This window comes from Mesorhizobium sp. ISC15 (assembly GCF_037162615.1).
Lineage (GTDB): Bacteria > Pseudomonadota > Alphaproteobacteria > Rhizobiales > Rhizobiaceae > Mesorhizobium > Mesorhizobium mediterraneum.
Genome location: NZ_JAVSPX010000001.1, coordinates 4,304,134 through 4,323,467, shown reverse-complemented (window position 1 = coordinate 4,323,467; position 19,334 = coordinate 4,304,134). Strand labels below are relative to the sequence as shown.

Sequence of the window (19,334 nt, the reverse complement as noted above, 5' to 3'; positions counted from 1 at the left end):
AGTTAAACAAAAACGATGACGTATCAAGCACATAGACTGGCTATTGCGCCGATGATGGATTGGACGGACCGGCACTGCCGGTTCTTTCATCGTCAGTTGACACGCCGGGCGCTGCTTTACACCGAGATGGTCGTGGCCGACGCGGTCATCCAGGGCGCGCGCGAGCGCTTACTCGGCTTCGACGATACCGAGCATCCAGTCGCGTTGCAGCTCGGCGGCTCCGATCCGCAGAAGCTTGCCGAGGCGGCGCGCATCGGCGAAGCCTTCGGCTATGACGAGATCAATCTCAATGTCGGCTGCCCGTCCGATCGCGTCCAGTCGGGCACGTTCGGTGCCTGCCTGATGAAGGCACCAGTTCTTGTCGCTGACTGCATTGCGGCGATGAAGGTTTCCGTCAGTATCCCCGTCACAGTCAAATGCCGGATCGGCGTCGACGAGCAGGATCCTGAGCCGGCGCTCGACGCGCTGGCGGACGGCGTTTTCGCGGCCGGCGCCGACGCGCTGTGGGTGCATGCCCGGAAAGCGTGGCTGGAAGGGCTGAGCCCGAAGGAAAACCGCGACGTCCCGCCGCTCGACTACAGCAGGGTCTATCGGCTGAAAGCCAGAAAACAAAACAAATTCATTGGCATCAATGGCGGTATTCAATCTCTTGAAGAAGCGCTTGACCACATTGATCACGTCGACGGCGCCATGCTCGGCCGCACCGCGTATCACACGCCGGGTATTCTGGCAGGCGTCGATGCCGCGTTTTACGGCGACAAACCCGACGCGCTCGATTTTGTCGCGCTGATCGATGCCATGGCGGACTATGCGGCGCGCCATATCGAGCGGGGCGGGCGGCTTGGTCATGTCACCCGTCACATGGTCGGCTTGTTCCACGGTCTGCCTGGCGCGCGCCGCTACCGGCAGATCCTTTCCACTGACGCGACAAGGCCCGGCGCTGGACCGGATGTTCTGAAGGCGGCTTTCGCTGCAGTCGATTTCGGCAGGGCGGATGTGGAAGCAGCCTGACTGTTCAGTCGAGCAAGATCATGCGGCGCGTCTACGCAGTCCGTTCAGCAATCCAGAGGACCGTCGATAGCTGAGGCAAGTCGGGCTAAGCAGCGCGCGCCCGCTCGCCGTCCGGCATTTCTTCTCTGATCCCGCGTGCTGCGCTCCGGACGCGAAGGGCGTCGCGCTTCGGCGGCGATTTGAACAGTCGGGCATATTCGCGCGTGAATTGCGAGATGCTCTCGTAGCCCACCTCGAACCCAGAGCTGCTTGCCGAGAGGCCTTCATCCACCATGAGGCGGCGCGCTTCGACCAGGCGAAGCCGCTTCTGGTACTGTCCCGGTGTCAGCGATGTCATCTGTTTGAAATGCTTGTGAAAGGCGGTGAGGCTCATTGCAGCTGCCGCCGCCAGGCGTTCGGCGGACACGCGCGATCGGTACTCCGCTCTCAGGATCGCGATGGCCGCGGCGAGGCGGCTCGCGTGGCTTTCTGGATCCGCAAGTGCCCGCAAGGCGACGCCGTGCGGCCCCGACAGAAGCCAATAGTGCAGCTCATGCATGATTCCGTCGCGCAGGAGCGGTATCGCATCGGGCCGGTCCAGCAGCCTCATCAGCCGCGATGCGCAGTCCAGCGCCGCGGCTTCGGTGTCTTCGGCGAACAAGGTGCGTGTCTCGGACGGGCGTAGCGGGCGGACGCTGCCCAGTTGCGCCGTCAGCTCGCGCAGGATCGTCATCTCGAGCTCGACCGCTACGGCCAGATAGGGTTCGCTCCGGCTCGCCTGCACGATCCGCCCGACGACCGGCATGTCCGCGCTCACGATCACAGACTGCCCGGCGGAAAAGACCTGCTGCTCCCTTCCTACGGTCATGCGCTTGGCGCCCTGTAGGACCAGGCACACCAGGGGTCGATAGACTGAATGAAGATCGCCGGAAGGGGACTCGATGTACATCATCTTGAGACCCGGCACAGGCGTCACCGCCAAGCCATCGCTGTTGGCATGTCGACTGGCATAAGCCTGAGCGGCCTGTTTGAGCGAGTCCATGTGATCTCTCTCCTGTAGCGTGGCTCGATACCTAGCATGCGCGCGCGCAAACGTCACATGGGCTGCAGAATCGAGCAAGTTTTGCGCATGGGTTGGCAAGCCCCTGGCCGGCCCGCGCGGTATGTAACGTCCCGACAAAAGCAAGTTCGCTACAAGGAAAGGAACTCCCAATGTCTGGACAGAACGAGGTCCCGAGACGAGCCGTGCTGGCGGTGGTCGCCATGGCTCCAGTAGCACTCGCGGTCGGGGCCGCCCGCGCGCAAACGACCGGTCAGGCGCCGGCGTCGCGCGGCAAGGTCGCCCTGGTGACCGGCTCTTCTCGGGGCATCGGCGCAGCGACGGCCAGGCGCCTCGCTCGTGACGGCTATGCCGTCACCGTGAATTGCGAAAAGAACCGCGATCTCGCGGCCGGCGTAGTCCGGGAGATCGAGGCAACTGGCGGGCGCGCCATCTGGGTGCAGGCCGACGTCAGCGATCCCAGTGCAGTGCAACGCCTGTTCGAGGAAAACGAGCGCGCGTTCGGCGGCGTCGACGTTGTCGTGAGCAATGCCGGCATCATGCGGCTTGCGCCTTTCCGCGACATGACCGACGCCGATTTCAGCCGGATGGTCGACGTCAACCAGAAGGGCAGTTTCTACGTGCTGCGCGAGGCGGCGCGGCGCGTGCGCGACGGCGGCCGGATCATCGCGCTGTCCTCGAGCATCACTCAGCTGCGCAGCCCGACCTACGGAGCTTACGCCGCCACCAAGGCCGCGCAGGAACTCTACGCGAACATACTCGCCAAGGAACTTGAAGGCCGCATGATCTCGGTGAACGCCATGGCACCAGGCCTTGTGAACACAACCCTCTTCACCGACGGCAAGACCCCCGAGCAGATCGTCGGCTTCGCCGCTCGCACGCCACACAAGCGGCTAGGCGAGCCTTCCGACATTGCCGATGCGATCGCGGCGCTCTGCAGCGGGGACGGCGCCTGGATCAACGGACAGACGGTATTTGCAAACGGTGGCGTCGTTTGATCCCGAGCAGCTGGAATACATGGAGCACAGAACGATGAAAACGACGGGAAACACGATCCTCATCACCGGCGGCGGATCCGGTATTGGGAGGGAACTGGCGCTGCGCTTCAATGCGCTTGGAAACACTGTGATCGTCGCCGGACGGCGCGAGGAGGCGCTCGAGCGGACGATTGCCGGGCGTGAAGGCATGCACGCGATGGTCGGCGATGTCGAAGATTCGGAAGCAATCACAGCATTTGCCAAGCGCGTAGTCGCCGAACACCCGGCACTCAACATGCTCATCAACAATGCCGGTATCATGCGCCGCGAAGATCTGACCAGGACCCGCGATCTGCGCGACGCGGAGGAGACGATCGTCACCAACTTGTTCGGGCCGATCCGGCTCATCAACGCGCTAATCGACCACCTGGCGGCCCGGCAAAACGCCGTGATCGTCAACGTCTCGTCAGGCCTGGCCTTTGTGCCGCTGAGTGGCACGCCGACCTACAATGCCACCAAAGCGGCGATCCATTCCTATACGGTGTCGTTGCGCGAGCAACTCAAGGGCAAGGTCGAAGTGATCGAGCTTGCGCCGCCCGCGGTTCGCACTGAACTGACGCCCGGCCAGTCGACCCGCGAGGAGTATATGCCGCTCGATGCGTTCATTGACGAGGCGATGGCGTTGTTCAGTCGGCAGCCGACGCCGAAAGAGATCCTGGTGGAGCGAGTAGGCTTCCTGCGCTGGGCGGAACGGGACGGCCGGTTTGATCAGGCAGTCGAGATGCTCAACGCTCACTGAGCGGCGCCGAAGCAGCCCGACTGTTCAATCGCGCAAGATCATGCGGTCGCCGCGCACGTCAAAACCGGACAGCGAGCTGATGAAATTCATGCCGAGCAGGCTCTGGCCGAGCATGCCGGGCGCGGCAATCATGACCGGCATGTCCTTGCGCACGATCCCGCCGATCGCCAATTCGTCGGTTCTCACGGCGGCGGCGTGCGCCATGCCATTGGCGGTAGAAACCGGTATGGTGAAATTGAGAACGGCTGGATTGAACCCAGCCGCTTGCGCGTCCTGCGCGGTCAGCACGGTGCTGGTTGCGCCGGTATCGACCACGGCCCGGACCGGCGTGCCGTTGATCATGATGCGCGCTTCGAAATGGCCATTGCCGGCCTTGTCCAGGGTCACGGTGGCGTGGCCGTCTTCCAGGCCCAATGCCAGTGGACTGCCGGGAACAACGCCGGCCGTTACCCGGCTGGCGACATCCTGCAACTCATAACGGTACTGATAGCCAGCGATCAATGCGAGCACGATGACGACCCAGGTGCCGAGATTGCGGGCCATGGCCCCCAAGGGCCTGCCTGATCTGAGCAGGCCGGCGCCGATGAGCGCGACCAATGCGCCAAGCCAGATCAGCCGGCTGAAATCGTAATTCTCGACGCCGAATGTGCTGCCGGCGGAATCGTTGAGCATGAGCAGGACCACGCCGGCCCCGATCACGATCATCAAAGTCCAGAAAAACCGGTTCATATATGGCTCACGAGAGGGCGTCGCGTTCGCGCGCGAGGCGGGTGCGGCGCGTTTCCCGACGCGGTCTGCGTTCAACCATCTCCAGTCGGGCCGGCAGCTCGGCCATGACGCTGCGGCGGACTTCAGGGGTCATCTCGATCCAGGCGCCGATTTCCTCGCGCGTGCGGCCGCAACCGAAGCAGAAGCCGGTTTTCATATCGATCGAACAGACCAGGATGCATGGGGATTCGATGGCCGTCATGATATTCTCTTGTCTCGCTTCCACATGGTGTAACGGCAAGGCCAATGCAAGCCCTCCGGAATGCGCCGCCGGCAACCGCTTTCGCGTCAATGCTGGCAGTTGTGCCTACGAAGCAAGGCGGCTATGCCGCTCACCAACTCCAGGGAATGATCACCAACGACATGACCAGCGCGCTGCCCTTCGACGATTTTCGCAATCTTCTGGCGACCCTGCCGCCGGCCGACGCGGCGGCCGAAGCCCGTGTCCGTGCGTTGTTTGCCAAGGCCGACAAACCCAAAGGTTCGCTCGGCCGCGTCGAGGACATCGCCGCGTGGCTCGCCGCCTGGAGCGGCCGTGCGCCGCCGGCGGTGAATAGGCCGTTGGTGGCGATCTTCGCCGGCAATCATGGCGTCGCCCGGCACGGCATTTCGCCGCGGCCTGTCGCTGCCACGGCGAACGCGGTCGAGCTTTGCGCGGCGGGCGGTGCTGCGGTCAACCAGATATGCATTGCCAACGATCTGGGGCTGAAAGTGTTCGATCTTGCGCTGCACATTCCGACCGCCGACATCACCGAGGATGCAGCACTTGACGAGCGCGGCTGCGCCGCCACCATGGCCTTCGGCATGGAGGCGATCGCCGGCGGCACCGATCTGCTTTGCCTTGGCGACCTCGGCGTCGGCAATTCCACCATAGCAGCGGCTTTGTTTGCGGCACTGTTCGGCGGCAAGGGTGCCGATTGGGTCGGATCCGGATCGGGTGCCGATGCGGCGATGCAGGCGCGCAAGGCTGAGGTGGTCGATGCGGCGCTAGTCCTCCACGGTACAAGTCTCAGGGACCCGCTCGAAGCGTTGCGCCGGGTTGGCGGCCGCGAATTCGCGGCGATCGCCGGCGCCATCCTCGCCGCCCGGATGCAGAAGATCCCGGTGCTGCTCGATGGATTGGCGGCGACAGCCGCCGCCGCGACGCTGCATGCTGCCAACCCCGCCGCGCTCGACCATTGCCTTCTTGCCAGTCTGTCGCCAGAGCCAGCGCACGCTCGGGCCGCCGGACGGCTCGGCCTTCGCCCGCTGCTTGATCTCGGCGTGAGCCACGGCGAGGGGGCAGGGGTGGCCCTTGCCGCGGGTCTGGTCAAGGCAGCCGCGCTCACCAGTTCGGGCATGGCGGCGGCGGTTCGTTAGGCGACTAGCGCCGCCGGGCGGCAACCGCCTTGGTCGGCAGTGCCGGCAATTCCTCCATTACCCGACTCAGCGGGAAGATGGCGATGGCCTCGGTGCCTTCACGCAGTTTGGAATGGAGTTCGAACTCGCCGCCATGCAATGCGAGCAGGCTCTGGACGATCGGCAGGCCGAGCCCGGTGCCCTGTTCGGCGCTCTTGATGGCGATCGAGCCCTGGCCGAAGGCGGACAGCACGACCGGAATCTCGTCTGCCGGTATACCAGGCCCATTGTCCCTAACGGAGAGGTATTGACCGCCGCCCGCCGTCCAACCGACACGCACGCGGACTTCGCCGCCAGTCCCGGTGAACTTGATGGCGTTCGACAAAAGATTGAGCGCGATCTGTCGCACCGCGCGTTCGTCGGCGAACAGGCGCGGCAAGGCGCTTTCGAAATCCTGGACGATACGGATGTCCTTATTGCGCGCCTTCAGCTCCATCATGTGACAGCAATCCTCGACGACGGAGAGGAGCATCATCGGCTCCTCGTTGAGCTGGTAGCGGCCCGCCTCGATGCGCGAGAGGTCAAGGATTTCGTTGATCAGATCGAGCAGATGCTGGCCAGAGTCGTGTACGTCACGAGCATAGTCGCGATAGGTCGGATTGCTCATCGGTCCGAGCACCTCGTTCGCCATTACCTCGGAGAAACCGAGAATGGCGTTGAGCGGCGTCCGCAGCTCGTGGCTCATCGAGGCCAAAAACCGCGACTTAGCCAGATTGGCGTCTTCCGCCCGTCGCCGCGCTTCGTCCGACATCGATTTCGCCGTGTCCAATTCGGCGATAAGCGCGTCTTTTTCGGAGCGGAACGAGAGCAACATCAAGGACGAGCGATTGAGTTGGCGCGCCACATAGACGAAGAAGGGCAGCGAGACGATTAGCAAACCGGCCATGATCAGCTCGACCGGAATCCACTGCCTCGCACCGGCATAGGCATAGACCGCCACCGGAACGGCAAAGGTCGACAGCAGCGCACCGCGCAGCGATGACGCAGTAATCGCGGTCGCCGCCATGGCAAGCAGCAGCACCACCGCCTTGATCAGCTGGAACTGATCTACCTGGCAAGCGTCGCAACCGAGCCAGGCGAACCAGGCCCAGCCCAGGCCGCAAAGGAAGTGGCCGATCAGGAAATCACTGTGCGTTTGCAGCGGGTTGAGTTCGGCAGCTTCCGTTTGGTCGACGCGCCTCGCCATGAACACGACGATGGTGTAGCAGATGAGCGTAAAAAGCGCCCAAACGCCAATTTCGTTACCCACCCCAGCAAACAGACCCGTCGCAGCGGTCGCCAGGACGAGAATCGGAACGATGGTCGCGCTGCCTATCATCGCACGGGCGTGGAGTTTTAAGAGCTCGCGGTCGAAATCAAGATTTCCGACCTGCTGCGAAAGACGGTCGCGCGTCTTGCGCACCGCGCGCGCCACATCGCTGTTGCGGTGGGGTTTCCTGCGGTCCACAATAAACTTGTCCGCTGTGGTCGAGCGTTGCGAGGGCATGGAGACTTCAATTTATGCGGGCAGCGGTTTCAAATTGTTAAGCTACGTTCGAATGATTAACCAACGGTTTGCCATATGAGCCGTTCGTGGTCGTGGCGGCCGCCACAGCGATACGTGCCGCCGCGGCCGCGAAGCCTTTGGCGCCGGCTGGTGGACTACGCACTGGCCGTCATCGTCCTCGGTCTGCTGATCCTTCTGGCAGCGCGCCTTGACCCGATCGAGACGCGCAAGGCGGAGGGTGCCGCCGTCGTCAATGACGGCGATACGATCACGCTTGGTACCGACCGCATCCGCATGCGTGGCATTGACGCGCCCGAATATTCGCAAATCTGCCGCAGGGACGGCGCCGACTATGCCTGCGGCAAGCTGGCGCGGCAGTCGCTGGTGAGGCTGATATCAGGCAAACCCGTCTCCTGCACCGGCTGGCAGCGCGATCGCTACGGCCGGCTGCTCGGCGATTGCAAGGCCGGCGGCAAGGATCTCAACCGCGCCCAGGTCGAGGCCGGCTGGGCGGTTGCCTATGGCGATTTTGAAACCGACGAAGCCGCCGCTCGTTCCGGCAAGGCCGGCATCTGGGCCGGCACTTTCGACGAGCCGCACAATTGGCGCGAGAGCCATGGTCACGAGGTTGTCGAAAGAAAGCACGGTAGTTTGGCTTCGATCGGCGATGCCTTGCGAGAAATTTTTCGCTTCTGGTGAGCAGCAACGTATAATTTGTCGGATCAACCCGGAGGATGGATGGAATGAAACTCTTCGACGGCGGCCGCGCTCCCAATCCACGGCGGGTACGCGTCTTCCTCGCCGAAAAGGGTATTCAGGTTCCGCTGGTGCCCGTCGATATGGGCGCGATGGAGCACAAAGAGCAGACGATCAGCTCGCGCAACCCGCTGCAGCGCCTGCCGGTGCTCGAACTCGACGACGGCACCGTCATCACCGAATCCGTAGCCATCTGCCGCTACTTCGAGGAACTCCATCCGGAACCGGCTCTGTTCGGGCGCGGCGCGCTTGGCAAGGCGCTGGTCGAGATGTGGCAAAGACGCATGGAGCTCAACCTGCTCGGTTGCGTCGCCGCCGCGTTCCGGCACATCCATCCGGCGATGAAGGAATGGGAAGTTCCGCAGATTCCCGAATGGGGCGAGGCCAACAAGCCGAAAGCCATCGAATTCCTGAAAATCCTCGATGAGGAACTGGCGAACAGGGAATTCATCGCCGGCGAAACCTATTCGATCGCCGACATCACCGGGTTGATCGCTATCGACTTCATGAAGCCGGCGCGCATCAGGGTGCCGGAGGAGTGCAGCAATGTATTGCGCTGGCATCAGGCAGTCTCCAGCCGGCCGAGCGCCGCCGCCTGACAATGAGTCCCGGAGAATGAGCGAGGAGCTGGAAAACTTCGCGGCGACGGTACGCGCCTGCCGTATCTGCGTCGAAAACCCGATCGGCCGGCCGTTGCCGCACGAGCCGCGCCCGGTGCTCAGGCCGTCGTCGAGCGCCCGCATCCTGATTGCCAGCCAGGCACCGGGTACCAAGGTGCATGTCACCGGCATGCCGTTCACCGACGCCTCCGGCGATCGATTGCGAAATTGGCTGGGCGTCAGCAGCGAAGAATTCTACGACACGACAAAGTTCGCCATCGTGCCGATGGGTTTTTGCTTTCCCGGCCAGGATGCCAAGGGTAGTGACCTGCCGCCGCGCCGCGAATGCGCACCGGCCTGGCGCGCGCCACTGATGGCACTGATGCCCCAGGTCGACGTGGTGCTGACGATCGGCCTCTATGCGCAATCGTGGCACATGGGCGCCGCGCGTCGTCCGTCGCTGACGGAGACGGTGATGGATTGGCGCACCATCTGGGATGCGCCCGGCAACCCGAAAGTGCTGCCGTTGCCGCATCCGTCGTGGCGCAACACCGGCTGGCTGAAGCGCAATCCGTGGTTTGAAATGGATTTGCTGCCATTTCTGAGATCGGAAATCCGCTATCGCCTCGGTTGAGGCGACAGCAAGAAATCACTCGCTTTTCTGCCATTTGGCAGAATTTCTTTCTTGTGAATGGCCTAAATAAGAAGGACTATAGCCAATCTATTCCTAATCTATTCCCGTGGGAGCACCCAATGGACCGCCTTGACAGAAAAATCCTCCGCCTCTTGCAGGAGGACGCAACGCTCGCGGTCGCCGATGTCGCCAAGAAAGTCGGGCTGTCGACCACGCCCTGCTGGCGGCGCATCCAGAAGCTCGAGGAGGAAGGCGTCATCAAGCGGCGCGTCGCCATTCTCGATCATGAAAAGGTCAATGTGCGCGTCACCGTGTTCGTGTCGATCCGCACCAATTCGCACAGCCATGAATGGCTGCGGCGCTTTTCGGAGGTCATCCAGGAATTTCCGGAAGTGGTCGAGTTCTACCGCATGAGCGGCGACGTCGACTATCTCTTGCGGGTGGTGGTGCCCGATATCGCGGCTTACGACGCCTTCTACAAGCGGCTGATCGCCAAGATCGAGATCCGCGACGTGTCGTCGTCGTTTGCCATGGAGCAGATCAAGTACACGACCGAAATGCCGCTGGACTATATGGTGCTGGACAAGGAATCGGGCGCGAACGCTGCCTGAGGAAATTTTCCTTAGTTCTTCTTTTTGTTTAGGAAACTCCAGGGCGAGTTTACTGGCAGCGTGATGGTGTCAGGCACCTTATCGACGCCCATCACCTCCGCCTTGCGCACGGTGTAGCCAGACTGGATGACGCTGGCGCCGTCGAGGATGAAGAGCTGACTTTTCTCCATGCCCGGCTCCAATGCGCCGGTCACGGAAACGGGCTGGTAGGCCTCAGATATCCTGTACGGCTGGGCGGGCGTGACGAGGACGATCTGATTAGGCGGCGGCGTCGGCATGTGGCTGCACGCACCCGTCCACGGCACCAGCAGGAACTGGTAGACGAGATCGCCCTCGCGATCGACCGGCAGCGCATAGCCCGCCAGTTGGACGGTCTTGTCCTGCAGATTGAGAGATAGCGTCTCGCCATGATCAGGCATTTTTGCCGCGATAATCGGCAATCCGACACTTTCGGCAGCGGGCTGGGTCGCCGGGCGCAGATCCTTCCAGAATATGTGCGTGGTTTCGCCGGAAGCGCTGCCCGCCGCGATGGAAATCAGCACGGCCGCCAGCGCCGCTGTCGATTTGAGACGATTGCTCATCATGTGCTCTCCATTTGACAGGAGTTAAGCTGCCGTCGCCGACAGCGTCAACGTTCAAGCCGCATCACATGGCGGCGCGAGCCGGCCATGCCGATCTCGTGGAATCCGCGGGCCACGAACATGTCTCGAAAGCCCATGAAACGGTAACTCGGCGACGCCTGGTCGACCGGATAGGCCTCGATCGTCCTGGCGCCTTTGGCGAAGGCGTGATCGATGGCCGCGTCGAGCAGTGCGGTTGCCAGCCCACGGCTGCGCAATGCCCTCGGCACATAGAAACAGACGATCGACCAGATGCCCGTCTCGCTGTCGTCCTGCTGAGGCGACAGTTTGCGGTAGGTTTCGCGTGGTGCCACCGAGCACCAACCTATGGTCTTGCCTTCCGCATGAGCGACAATGCCGACCGGTGTGCCGGCCGCGATGAGCGCCATCATCGCCCGTTTCCTCTCATCGTTGGACACATGCTCGCGGTTTTCGAGATGGCGCCAGGCCATGCACCAGCAGTATTTTGGTGCGCCATGCTGCTCGAACAGGTTCTCGAAATCGGCGCGCGTCGAACGCGTCACCTCCGCAAAGCGAATCTCGGTCCGATCAAACTTTTCTGGCGGCGAGCCGCTCGAGCGTTTTGGCATCGGAAAGTTCCCTTGCAGCATCCTTGCCGATCCAGCGTGCCGTCTTGTCGGTCGAGGCAGCCAGCTTTTGTGCCAGCGCAAGGGCAGGGCCGTGCAAATTCGTCGATCGTTTGCCGATCGAACGAAGCGCCCAGTTCACCGCCTTCTTCACGAAATTACGGCCGTCGGTGGCATGCGCTTCAATGGTCGGCAGGAAGTCGATAAAGGTCGCCTTTGGTTCCTTCTTCCGGTGGACCACCGACCAGGCCATCATGGCAAATGCCGTGCGTCGAACGAATTCCCGTTCGTCGGCCGCGAACTCCTCTATCAGCTCCCTCCAGCAATCCGTGTCGACAAAGAGATCGGAGACGCCGTCGACGATATCCCATGAGTCGAAGGTCGCCGCCCATCGTCTTGCATCCGCGGCAGAAAACCGCTTCGGGTCGGCCGTGACGGAAGCGATGAACTGCGCTTCCATGATGCCGGTCTGCCATAGCTCGAAGGCACGTTCATGGTTGCGCTTGATTTTCTTGGCAATCTGCCTCTGCACGCCGTGCGAGATACCGAGCGCACGTTCGATCTTGATGCCGTAGCGCAGCATGCCAAGGCGATTCTCCTCCGAGCCGATCGAGCGCAGATGGGCGACAATTTCCTCGGCGCTGGACTGAGGCGACAGCTCGGCCACGACAAAGCCTATTTTTCCAATCGCGCCAGCAGCGAAGACGTATCCCAGCGCTTGCCGCCCATCCCCTGCACATCCTTATAGAACTGATCGATAAGTGCCGTCACCGGCAGCTTGGCGCCGTTGCGGTCGGCCTCCGCCAGGCAGATGCCGAGATCCTTGCGCATCCAGTCGACAGCGAAGCCGAAATCATACTTGCCGGCATTCATCGTCTTGTGGCGGTTCTCCATCTGCCACGAGCCGGCCGCGCCCTTGGAAATCACCTCGATGACCTTTTCGATGTCGAGTCCGGCTTTTTTGCCGAAATGGATACCCTCGGCCAGCCCTTGGACAAGACCGGCGATGCATATCTGGTTGATCATCTTGGTGAGCTGACCGGAGCCGGCCGGGCCCATTAGCCCGACCATGCGGGCATAGGCATCGATGACGGGCTTTGCTTTATCGAAGGCTTTCTGCTCGCCGCCGACCATAACCGTCAGCACGCCGTTTTCGGCGCCGGCCTGACCGCCGGAAACCGGTGCGTCGAGGAACGAGAACCCGCGCAGTTGCGCCTTCTCCGCCAGTTCGCGCGCGACTTCAGCCGACGCTGTGGTGTTGTCGATGAAGATGGCTCCCGTCTTCATCGTCTGGAACGCACCCTCGGCCCCGATTGTCACCGCACGCAGGTCGTCGTCATTGCCGACACAGGAAAAGACAAAATCCTTGCCGTCGGCGGCTTCGGCCGGCGTGTTGGCGACACTGCCGCCATGCTGGGCAACCCATTGCTCGGCCTTTGCTTTGGTGCGGTTGTAGACGGTAACGTCGTGGCCGCCCTTGTTCCTGAGATGCCCGGCCATTGGATAGCCCATGACGCCAAGACCGAGAAATGCCACCGATGCCATGTTTTTCGAATCCCTTATAAGCCTGCTTCCGGCCTTCTTAGCGGATCAGGCAGAGCTATGGGAGTCAGCGGTGCAGATGTATCGTGATGCGCCGTTCTATCCACTCGACCGCGTGGCGCAGTATCTCGACAATGATCAGATAGATGATCGCCGCCCAGACATAGGACTGGAAGTCGAAAGTGCGCGAATAGGTGAGTTTCGTGATGCCCATCAGATCATAGACGGTGATGATCGCGACAATCGCCGAGCCCTTGATCATCAGGATGATCTCGTTGCCGTAGGGTCGCAGCGCCACGATCAGTGCTTGCGGCAGTATGACCTTCCACATCGTCTGCAATTTGTGCAGGCCGAGCGAGGAGGCGCCCTCCCACTGGCCCCTGGGCACGCTTTGGATCGCGCCGCGCAGGATTTCCGCCTGATAGGCGGCAGTGTTGAGCGAGAAGGCGAAGATTGCGCAGTTGAACGCCTCGCGGAAAAAACCCCAGAGGCCGACCATCTCGAGTTGCGGCCTGAAGGAGCCTACGCCGTAATAGACAAGGAAGGTCTGGGCCAGCAGCGGCGTGCCGCGGAAGAAATAGACATAGGCATAGGCAAGACCTGAAAGAACCCGGTTCTTCGACATGCGGGCATAGGCGATCGGCACCGACAGGATCGCACCGAGCACGATCGAGACGGCGACAAGCAGCAGAGTGACGCCAAGTCCCGATACATAGCCGGGCGCGTATTTCGCGAAAAGCTCGCCGTTCCAGGCGAGAATGAGGTAGGCGGCGATCCCGGCGAGAAAAGCGATCCACAGACAGACCAGCGCGTAGCCGAGAATACGTTGCCGGGACCAGCCGCGTGGCAGAGCCGGCGGTCGGTCGATGGCGGCTACGCTCATCGCTGCACCTGCTGGCGGCTGACCGCACGTTCGATCGCGTTTATGCCGAAGGACGATATGATGGCGAGGAGCAGATAGATGAGGGCGGCGACACCGAAAAACAGGAAGGCGTGCTTGGTGACGCGGGCGGCGACGCCCGCTTGCCGCAATATGTCGGTAAGACCTATGGCGGACACCAGGGCCGTGTCCTTGAGCAGGATGAGCCACAGATTGGCAAGGCCCGGTAGCGCGATACGGATAAGCTGAGGTAGCACCACAAGTCGCATCGTCTGCCAGCCCGACAGGCCAACAGAATAGCCGCCCTCATACTGTCCCTTCGGGATGGCGCGGAATGCGGAGAGGAAGACCTCGCTGGCGTAGGACGAGAAGACGACGCCGAGCGCGATCATGCCGGAAACAAAAGCGTTCACTTCGACCGCGGCGGTCGGGTCATACAGGCGCATCACTTGCTGAATGCCGATTTGCGCGCCGTAAAAGATGATGAACAGCGTCAGCAGCTCGGGCAATCCGCGAAAGATCGTGGTGTAGATGTTGCCGGCCAGCCGCAGCGACGGCTCGTCGGATTGCTTGGCCAGTGCGACCAGAAAGCCGATCACCAGACCGACAGGCAGGGTCGCGGCTGCAAGCGAAACGGTGATGAAAACGCCATAGGCAATGTCGTCGAGCCAGCCTTCGGGGCCCCAACTGAGCAGCGTCCAAACGCTTTGCATCCGCCTGCCTGTTCTCCTTTATGGGCTCTTTGAGAGCAGCGCGGCGTCACCCCTCGTGCGCCGCCCCTTGTGCGAACGGCGGGACATTTCCGCCGTTCGCTATCAGATCCATAAGGATCAGGACTCGCCGCCGTAGACGTCGTACTTGAAGTACTTGTCGTTGATTTCCTTGTACTTTCCGTTGGCGCGGATGGCGTCGATCGCCGCATTGAACTGGTTGACCAACTCGGTCTCGCCCTTACGCACCGCGATGCCGGCGCCCGGACCATGGATCTTGATGTCAGGCGCGATCGCGCCGATCACCTTGCAGCAGGCGCCCTCCGGCGTGGCAAGCCAGCCTTCGAGAACAGTGATATCGTCGTTGACCGCATCAACGCGGCCATTGGCGAGATCGAGCTGGTATTCCTGCGCGGTTGGGTAAGGCTTGATCGTGCTGTCGGTATAGGTTGCGGTCGAATAGTTGAAATGCGTGGTCGAACCCTGCACGCCAATGGTCTTGCCGGCCAGGTCCTCCTTGGTCACGCCCTTGATGTCGCTGTCCTTGGGCGCGACGATTGCCGGTGGCGTGTTGTAGTATTTGTGGGTGAAGTCGACCTTCTCGGCACGCTCCGGGGTGATCGACATCGATGCGACGATAGCATCGAATTTGCCAGCTTGGAGCGCCGGGATGATGCCGTCCCAATCCTGCGCGACGAATGTGCACTTCACCTTCATCTCGTCGCAGAGTGCCTTGGCGATGTCGATGTCGAAGCCCACGAGCTGGCCGTCGGCGGTCAGGTTGTTGAACGGAGGGTAAGCGCCTTCAGTGCCGATCCTCAAAGTCTTTTCCTGAGCCTGGGCAACGCCCAGCGTCAGCAGCGCGGCCGATGCGGCGAGCGCTATACGCAATGCAATACGCATGATGGTCCTCTCTGTATGTCCCGGCCGTCGTTCCAAACGGCTCTGTGGGCGGTGCTTTTGACCGCCCGCTGGCGCGATACTCCCACTCTTTCCCCAAAAAAAGCAACTGCAAAAACCGTTGCTTCCGGGATTTGCATTCGTGGATAATGATGACGTTGGGGCAGGCCTAATAGCGGCGAAATAGGGCCCCTTCGCAAATGCCCTCAGCGCTTCAAGCCTGTCGTGCGCTCTATGAAGTCGGCTATCGATTTCGTGTCGTCGAGATCGAAGACAGGCAGGCTTTCGCCCGCTATGGCGAAGTCGGCGGCGATGGCGACGATATGCGAATCATTTGCCGAAAGCGGTGCCCGGTCCTTAGCCTCCAGCCGCCGTGTTTCGATCTTGCTGTGCGCCTCGCGCTTGTAGCCTTCGACCAGCACGATGTCGGAGGTGCCGAGCCGCGACAGGATCGTGTCCAGCGTCGGCTCGTCCTCGCCGCGCAATTCATGCATCAGGGCCCAGCGCCTGTCCGACACAATGGCGACTTCCGTGGCTCCGGCCTGCCGATGGCGAAAGCTGTCCGCTCCCGGCTTGTCGATGTCGAAATCATGATGGGCGTGTTTTACCGTCGAGACTTTCCAGCCACGCCGGACAAGTTCGGCGACCAGCTTTTCGGTCAGCGTCGTCTTGCCGGAATTCTTCCAGCCCGTGATGCCGAAGACGCGTCTCATCATGGCCTCATGGTCTGCAACAGACGTTCGGCTTCGGCAAGGTCGTCGGGCGTATTGATGTTGAAGAAAGGATCAATCTCGTGCCCACCGGAGTTCCACATCGGAAATTCGACATCGACAAAGCCGTGCCGCTCGATGAAGGCGAAAACCCGCCTATTGTCTTCATTGACCAGGAAACGTCGCAACGCGTCGTGCAGACCAAGCGGCCAGAGCGCGAACGTCGGATGCCGCTTGCCACCCGAACTGGCGACAGCGATCGCGCCGGGACGTTCCTTGACCACCGCGGCCAGCCGCCCGACCACATCCTCGGGAAAGAACGGCGTGTCGCCAGTGACAGTGACGACCACACTGCAAGCCATGGACGCCCACTCGAGGCCGGCAAGGATGCCGGCAAGCGGCCCCGCGTAACCCTCGACCGTATCGGCAAGCACCGGCAGTCCGAACTTGGCAAAGCGTGTCGGATCGCCGTTGGCGCTCAGCGCCAGCGGTCCGACTTGCGGGGCAAGGCGCGCGACGACATGGTCGAGCACGCGGCGGCCTCCCAGCGCAAGCAAGCTTTTGTCGCCACCACCCATTCGCCGCGACTGGCCACCGGCCAGAATGATCCCTGCAATATCTCGGTTCATCGTCTGCTGTCTTCTCGCCGGCCCCAATCGTCAGGTTCCAGCGACCCTCGGGGCTCGTCTATATGCCGTCCGGCGCCATATCAGGTCCAGCGCTTTCGGCGGCTGTCTTTCGCCGGCCGACGATCCGTTCGCGGTAAAGTGTGTAGAGGCCGGAGCCGACGATGACGGTGGCGCCGAGTATCATCGGCAGGTCGGGGACGTCACCGAAGATGAACAGGCCAAGCAGGATCGACCAGAGCAGGGCTGTGTAGCGGAACGGCGCGACGAACGAGATGTCGCCCACCCGCATCGCCATGATGATAAACTGGTAACCGATGACCACGAGCACTGCCGCAAGCGCTAGCAGCGCCGTGCTTTTTCCCGTCATCGGTGTCCACCCACCCATTGGCGGAAGCAGTGCCGCGCCCAGCACTGTCATGGCAAGTGCTGTGGCGGTCGACACCAGCAATGTCGGAACGGCCTGCGGTATTCGCGTGGTGGCGAGATCACGCACCGCGCAACAGGCGACGCAGGCCAGCGCCAGCAGCGAATAGATGCTGAACCCCTCGAGGCCGGGCCGCACAATGATCAGCACGCCGGCAAAGCCGACGGCGATGGCCAGCCAGCGCCGCCAGCCGACGCCTTCATTGAACACAAGTGCTGCGCCCATCGTCACCGCAAGCGGCAGCGCCTGCAGCACGGCCGAGACGTTGGCAATTGGCAGATGGGCAAGAGCAATGAGAAACGACACGGTAGCACCGGCTTCGCCGGCGACACGCACCGCAACCATCGGCTGCAACATCGAGCCGGGCAGGGCAAGCGCACCGCGTTGCCAGGCAAGCAGGCCTATAAAAAGCGAAGCGAAGGCGCCGCGGATCAGCATGACCTGCGCCATGTTCATGGATTCCGACGAGAATTTGCTGATCGCGTCGTTGAGGGTGAAGCCACTCATGGCCACCATCATGAACAACGCGCCGCGCAGGTTTGGCGAAAGAGGCAAGGGCGTTACCGGTTGTGGTTCTGCATCAAGCCTCTAGCAGCCGGCTGCAAAACAGCAACGTCAAAGGGCTAGTCCACAGCCGTTCCATGGCCCGTTACATCCTCCTCGCAAGAGCGGCAGGATTTATTTCGGCGGTGTGAGCGAGAAGATCAGCCGCCGGTGACGCTCATGTGCCGCGACACCGATGGACGGTTGGTGCGGCGGTCGATGATGAAATCATGGCCCTTCGGCTTGCGGCCAATGGCTTCATCGATGGCGTCGGCGACCAGTTCATTGCCTTCGGAGGCACGCAACGGCGCGCGCAGGTCGGCGGCATCTTCCTGGCCGAGGCACATATAGAGCGTGCCGGTGCAGGTCAGCCGGACGCGGTTGCAGCTTTCGCAGAAATTATGCGTCATCGGCGTGATGAAGCCGAGCTTGCCACCAGTCTCGGCGACGTGGACGTAGCGGGCCGGACCACCGGTCTTGTAAGGAATGTCGGTCAGCGTGAACTGCCGCTCCAGTGCTGCGCGCAGCAGCGACAGCGGCAGATACTGGTCGGTGCGGTCGGCATCGATTTCACCCATCGGCATGGTTTCGATGACCGTCAACTCCATGCCGCGGCCGTGCGCCCAGCGCAGCATTTCCGGCAGCTCGGCGTCATTGAAATCCTTCAGCGCCACCGCATTGAGCTTTACCTTCAGCCCCGCCGCCTGCGCAGCGTCGATGCCATCCATGACCTTGTCGAGATTGCCCCAGCGGGTGATCTGGCGGAATTTTTCCGGGTCCAGCGTATCCAGCGAGACATTGATGCGCTTGACCCCGCAATCGGCGAGCTCAGCGGCAAAGCGGGAAAGCTGCGAGCCATTGGTGGTCAGCGTCAGTTCTTCCAGCGCACCACTTTCGAGATGACGCGCAATCTGGCGCACGAGATGCATGATGTTCTTGCGCACCAGCGGCTCGCCGCCGGTAAGACGCAGTTTCCTCACACCCTTCTCGATGAAAACCGTGCACAGCCGGTCGAGCTCTTCCAGCGACAGCAGATCCTTCTTGGGAAGGAACACCATATCTTCGGCCATGCAATAGGTGCAGCGGAAATCGCAGCGGTCGGTGACCGACACGCGCAGGTAGCTGATCGTGCGACCAAAAGGATCGATCATGTCCATGCTCGTGCGTTTCCCGTGGCTGCGAACGGCATCGTTATATATGGCTATGTGATACGATCCAACCTGCTATTCAAGATAAGAGGTCTCGATCTTTGGTAACATCGCGCCGCCGACAGATTGCGTCGGAAGTTTCGAAGCGGCCTTTTCCCGTTGCGTGAAGCGGCGTAGGGAAAGGACAGATGATGCGGAATCTATCACCATGACGGCGCCGAAGGAACTGAGGGTCTCGAAGGACCGCAAGCTGCTTACCGTGACCTTCCCTGACCATCAGCCGTTCGAATTGCCGGCGGAGTTTCTGCGTGTTGTCTCGCCATCGGCCGAAGTGCAGGGCCATTCGCCCGAACAGCGCGTGACCGTTCCCGGCAAGCGCAATGTTGCGATCCTGAAGATCGAGCCGGTCGGCAACTATGCCGTCCGCATCACCTTCGACGACTTCCACGATACCGGCATCTTCACCTGGAATTACCTGCATACGCTGGGCCATGAGAAGGAGGCACGCTGGGCCGCCTATCTCGCCGAGTTGGAAGACAAGGGGCTAAGCCGCGATCGTTGAA

24 protein-coding genes are annotated in these 19,334 nt (G+C 61.8%); 9 read left to right on the top strand and 15 right to left on the bottom strand.

Annotated elements, in window-relative coordinates; genetic code table 11:
• The first annotated feature begins 15 nt into the window (after positions 1–15).
• Positions 16–1,011, top strand: a complete 996-nt coding sequence (gene dusA / locus RPG13_RS20875; protein ID WP_337125904.1) for a tRNA dihydrouridine(20/20a) synthase DusA — start codon at positions 16–18, stop codon at positions 1,009–1,011.
• An 85-nt stretch (positions 1,012–1,096) separates the two neighbouring features.
• Here the strand turns inward: dusA and RPG13_RS20870 are convergent, their stop codons facing one another.
• Positions 1,097–2,032, bottom strand: coding sequence for an AraC family transcriptional regulator (locus tag RPG13_RS20870; RefSeq protein WP_337125903.1), 936 nt, complete (start codon positions 2,030–2,032; stop codon positions 1,097–1,099).
• Between the two features lie 170 nt (positions 2,033–2,202).
• Here RPG13_RS20870 and RPG13_RS20865 point away from each other — a divergent pair, with 170 nt between their 5' ends.
• Positions 2,203–3,048, top strand: a complete 846-nt coding sequence (locus tag RPG13_RS20865; RefSeq protein ID WP_126106554.1) for an SDR family oxidoreductase — start codon at positions 2,203–2,205, stop codon at positions 3,046–3,048.
• 34 nt (positions 3,049–3,082) lie between these two features.
• Positions 3,083–3,826, top strand: coding sequence for an SDR family oxidoreductase (locus tag RPG13_RS20860; protein ID WP_126106555.1), 744 nt, complete (start codon positions 3,083–3,085; stop codon positions 3,824–3,826).
• 24 nt (positions 3,827–3,850) lie between these two features.
• Here RPG13_RS20860 and RPG13_RS20855 read toward each other — a convergent pair whose 3' ends face one another.
• Both RPG13_RS20855 and RPG13_RS20850 read right to left on the bottom strand, forming a co-directional pair.
• A complete protein-coding gene (locus tag RPG13_RS20855; protein ID WP_337125900.1) occupies positions 3,851–4,555 on the bottom strand; it encodes a TIGR02281 family clan AA aspartic protease in 705 nt (234 codons plus the stop codon).
• A 7-nt stretch (positions 4,556–4,562) separates the two neighbouring features.
• Positions 4,563–4,796, bottom strand: a complete 234-nt coding sequence (locus RPG13_RS20850) for a DUF1289 domain-containing protein (protein WP_164547208.1) — start codon at positions 4,794–4,796, stop codon at positions 4,563–4,565.
• A gap of 161 nt (positions 4,797–4,957) precedes the next feature.
• On the opposite strand from RPG13_RS20850, the gene RPG13_RS20845 reads away from it, so the two are divergent.
• Positions 4,958–5,953, top strand: coding sequence for a nicotinate-nucleotide--dimethylbenzimidazole phosphoribosyltransferase (locus tag RPG13_RS20845; protein WP_337127038.1), 996 nt, complete (start codon positions 4,958–4,960; stop codon positions 5,951–5,953).
• Positions 5,954–5,957: 4 nt separating this feature from the next.
• On the opposite strand, the gene RPG13_RS20840 is transcribed toward RPG13_RS20845, so the two are convergent.
• Entirely contained in the window at positions 5,958–7,478 is a 1,521-nt protein-coding gene (locus RPG13_RS20840) for a sensor histidine kinase (protein WP_127294862.1), read from the bottom strand.
• 75 nt (positions 7,479–7,553) lie between these two features.
• Here RPG13_RS20840 and RPG13_RS20835 point away from each other — a divergent pair, with 75 nt between their 5' ends.
• The 4 genes from RPG13_RS20835 (at position 7,554) to RPG13_RS20820 (ending at position 10,078) form a co-directional block, all read left to right on the top strand.
• Entirely contained in the window at positions 7,554–8,177 is a 624-nt protein-coding gene (locus RPG13_RS20835; protein WP_127294863.1) for a thermonuclease family protein, read from the top strand.
• Positions 8,178–8,221: 44 nt separating this feature from the next.
• Positions 8,222–8,833: a glutathione S-transferase gene (locus RPG13_RS20830; RefSeq protein ID WP_127294864.1), complete on the top strand. Its 612-nt coding sequence runs from the start codon at positions 8,222–8,224 to the stop codon at positions 8,831–8,833.
• Positions 8,834–8,849: 16 nt separating this feature from the next.
• Positions 8,850–9,467: a uracil-DNA glycosylase family protein gene (locus tag RPG13_RS20825; protein WP_185928344.1), complete on the top strand. Its 618-nt coding sequence runs from the start codon at positions 8,850–8,852 to the stop codon at positions 9,465–9,467.
• Between the two features lie 119 nt (positions 9,468–9,586).
• Positions 9,587–10,078: an Lrp/AsnC family transcriptional regulator gene (locus RPG13_RS20820; RefSeq protein WP_006333679.1), complete on the top strand. Its 492-nt coding sequence runs from the start codon at positions 9,587–9,589 to the stop codon at positions 10,076–10,078.
• An 11-nt stretch (positions 10,079–10,089) separates the two neighbouring features.
• Here RPG13_RS20820 and RPG13_RS20815 read toward each other — a convergent pair whose 3' ends face one another.
• The 11 genes from RPG13_RS20815 to moaA all read right to left on the bottom strand — a co-directional run bounded on the left by RPG13_RS20815 (position 10,090) and on the right by moaA (position 18,780).
• Positions 10,090–10,659, bottom strand: coding sequence for a DUF3299 domain-containing protein (locus RPG13_RS20815; protein WP_337125891.1), 570 nt, complete (start codon positions 10,657–10,659; stop codon positions 10,090–10,092).
• A gap of 47 nt (positions 10,660–10,706) precedes the next feature.
• Entirely contained in the window at positions 10,707–11,288 is a 582-nt protein-coding gene (locus RPG13_RS20810; protein ID WP_337125889.1) for a GNAT family N-acetyltransferase, read from the bottom strand.
• Positions 11,248–11,952 carry a DNA alkylation repair protein gene (locus RPG13_RS20805; protein ID WP_337125888.1) on the bottom strand — a complete coding sequence of 235 codons (705 nt, stop codon included), beginning with the start codon at positions 11,950–11,952 and terminating at the stop codon, positions 11,248–11,250. The genes RPG13_RS20810 and RPG13_RS20805 overlap by 41 nt, the downstream gene beginning before the upstream one ends.
• A gap of 8 nt (positions 11,953–11,960) precedes the next feature.
• Positions 11,961–12,830 carry an NAD(P)-dependent oxidoreductase gene (locus RPG13_RS20800; protein WP_337125886.1) on the bottom strand — a complete coding sequence of 290 codons (870 nt, stop codon included), beginning with the start codon at positions 12,828–12,830 and terminating at the stop codon, positions 11,961–11,963.
• A 64-nt stretch (positions 12,831–12,894) separates the two neighbouring features.
• The gene (locus RPG13_RS20795; protein WP_337125885.1) at positions 12,895–13,710 is read right to left on the bottom strand and encodes an ABC transporter permease; all 816 of its coding nucleotides are present in this window, start codon (positions 13,708–13,710) and stop codon (positions 12,895–12,897) included.
• A complete protein-coding gene (locus tag RPG13_RS20790; RefSeq protein WP_095486851.1) occupies positions 13,707–14,420 on the bottom strand; it encodes an ABC transporter permease in 714 nt (237 codons plus the stop codon). Before RPG13_RS20790 ends, RPG13_RS20795 begins: the two co-directional genes overlap by 4 nt.
• Positions 14,421–14,537: 117 nt before the next feature.
• On the bottom strand, positions 14,538–15,320 hold the full coding sequence (locus RPG13_RS20785) for an ABC transporter substrate-binding protein (RefSeq protein WP_095486849.1): 783 nt from the start codon (positions 15,318–15,320) through the stop codon (positions 14,538–14,540).
• 203 nt (positions 15,321–15,523) lie between these two features.
• Positions 15,524–16,033, bottom strand: coding sequence for a molybdopterin-guanine dinucleotide biosynthesis protein B (gene mobB, locus RPG13_RS20780; RefSeq protein ID WP_337125884.1), 510 nt, complete (start codon positions 16,031–16,033; stop codon positions 15,524–15,526).
• Entirely contained in the window at positions 16,030–16,656 is a 627-nt protein-coding gene (gene mobA, locus RPG13_RS20775; RefSeq protein WP_127204548.1) for a molybdenum cofactor guanylyltransferase MobA, read from the bottom strand. The genes mobB and mobA overlap by 4 nt, the downstream gene beginning before the upstream one ends.
• Before the next feature lie 58 nt (positions 16,657–16,714).
• Positions 16,715–17,635, bottom strand: a complete 921-nt coding sequence (locus tag RPG13_RS20770) for a DMT family transporter (protein ID WP_292624217.1) — start codon at positions 17,633–17,635, stop codon at positions 16,715–16,717.
• Positions 17,636–17,784: 149 nt separating this feature from the next.
• Positions 17,785–18,780, bottom strand: a complete 996-nt coding sequence (moaA, locus tag RPG13_RS20765) for a GTP 3',8-cyclase MoaA (RefSeq protein ID WP_292624215.1) — start codon at positions 18,778–18,780, stop codon at positions 17,785–17,787.
• Positions 18,781–18,979: 199 nt separating this feature from the next.
• Between moaA and RPG13_RS20760 the strand changes: the two genes are divergently transcribed.
• Positions 18,980–19,333, top strand: coding sequence for a gamma-butyrobetaine hydroxylase-like domain-containing protein (locus tag RPG13_RS20760; protein ID WP_095486839.1), 354 nt, complete (start codon positions 18,980–18,982; stop codon positions 19,331–19,333).
• Position 19,334: the final 1 nt, after the last annotated feature.

Excerpts from the sequence above, each read along its gene's own strand:
- RPG13_RS20840 (WP_127294862.1), bottom strand. The coding sequence starts at position 7,478 with ATGCCCTCGCAACGCTCGACCACAGCGGACAAGTTTATTGTGGACCGC.
- RPG13_RS20835 (WP_127294863.1), top strand. The coding sequence starts at position 7,554 with ATGAGCCGTTCGTGGTCGTGGCGGCCGCCACAGCGATACGTGCCGCCG.
- RPG13_RS20785 (WP_095486849.1), bottom strand. The coding sequence starts at position 15,320 with ATGCGTATTGCATTGCGTATAGCGCTCGCCGCATCGGCCGCGCTGCTG.
- RPG13_RS20825 (WP_185928344.1), top strand. The coding sequence starts at position 8,850 with ATGAGCGAGGAGCTGGAAAACTTCGCGGCGACGGTACGCGCCTGCCGT.
- mobB (WP_337125884.1), bottom strand. The coding sequence starts at position 16,033 with ATGATGAGACGCGTCTTCGGCATCACGGGCTGGAAGAATTCCGGCAAG.
- RPG13_RS20815 (WP_337125891.1), bottom strand. The coding sequence starts at position 10,659 with ATGAGCAATCGTCTCAAATCGACAGCGGCGCTGGCGGCCGTGCTGATT.
- RPG13_RS20845 (WP_337127038.1), top strand. The coding sequence starts at position 4,958 with ATGACCAGCGCGCTGCCCTTCGACGATTTTCGCAATCTTCTGGCGACC.
- RPG13_RS20855 (WP_337125900.1), bottom strand. The coding sequence starts at position 4,555 with ATGAACCGGTTTTTCTGGACTTTGATGATCGTGATCGGGGCCGGCGTG.
- moaA (WP_292624215.1), bottom strand. The coding sequence starts at position 18,780 with ATGGACATGATCGATCCTTTTGGTCGCACGATCAGCTACCTGCGCGTG.
- mobA (WP_127204548.1), bottom strand. The coding sequence starts at position 16,656 with ATGAACCGAGATATTGCAGGGATCATTCTGGCCGGTGGCCAGTCGCGG.
- RPG13_RS20800 (WP_337125886.1), bottom strand. The coding sequence starts at position 12,830 with ATGGCATCGGTGGCATTTCTCGGTCTTGGCGTCATGGGCTATCCAATG.
- dusA (WP_337125904.1), top strand. The coding sequence starts at position 16 with ATGACGTATCAAGCACATAGACTGGCTATTGCGCCGATGATGGATTGG.
- RPG13_RS20860 (WP_126106555.1), top strand. The coding sequence starts at position 3,083 with ATGAAAACGACGGGAAACACGATCCTCATCACCGGCGGCGGATCCGGT.
- RPG13_RS20820 (WP_006333679.1), top strand. The coding sequence starts at position 9,587 with ATGGACCGCCTTGACAGAAAAATCCTCCGCCTCTTGCAGGAGGACGCA.
- RPG13_RS20865 (WP_126106554.1), top strand. The coding sequence starts at position 2,203 with ATGTCTGGACAGAACGAGGTCCCGAGACGAGCCGTGCTGGCGGTGGTC.
- RPG13_RS20760 (WP_095486839.1), top strand. The coding sequence starts at position 18,980 with ATGACGGCGCCGAAGGAACTGAGGGTCTCGAAGGACCGCAAGCTGCTT.
- RPG13_RS20830 (WP_127294864.1), top strand. The coding sequence starts at position 8,222 with ATGAAACTCTTCGACGGCGGCCGCGCTCCCAATCCACGGCGGGTACGC.
- RPG13_RS20810 (WP_337125889.1), bottom strand. The coding sequence starts at position 11,288 with ATGCCAAAACGCTCGAGCGGCTCGCCGCCAGAAAAGTTTGATCGGACC.
- RPG13_RS20790 (WP_095486851.1), bottom strand. The coding sequence starts at position 14,420 with ATGCAAAGCGTTTGGACGCTGCTCAGTTGGGGCCCCGAAGGCTGGCTC.
- RPG13_RS20795 (WP_337125885.1), bottom strand. The coding sequence starts at position 13,710 with ATGAGCGTAGCCGCCATCGACCGACCGCCGGCTCTGCCACGCGGCTGG.
- RPG13_RS20850 (WP_164547208.1), bottom strand. The coding sequence starts at position 4,796 with ATGACGGCCATCGAATCCCCATGCATCCTGGTCTGTTCGATCGATATG.
- RPG13_RS20870 (WP_337125903.1), bottom strand. The coding sequence starts at position 2,032 with ATGGACTCGCTCAAACAGGCCGCTCAGGCTTATGCCAGTCGACATGCC.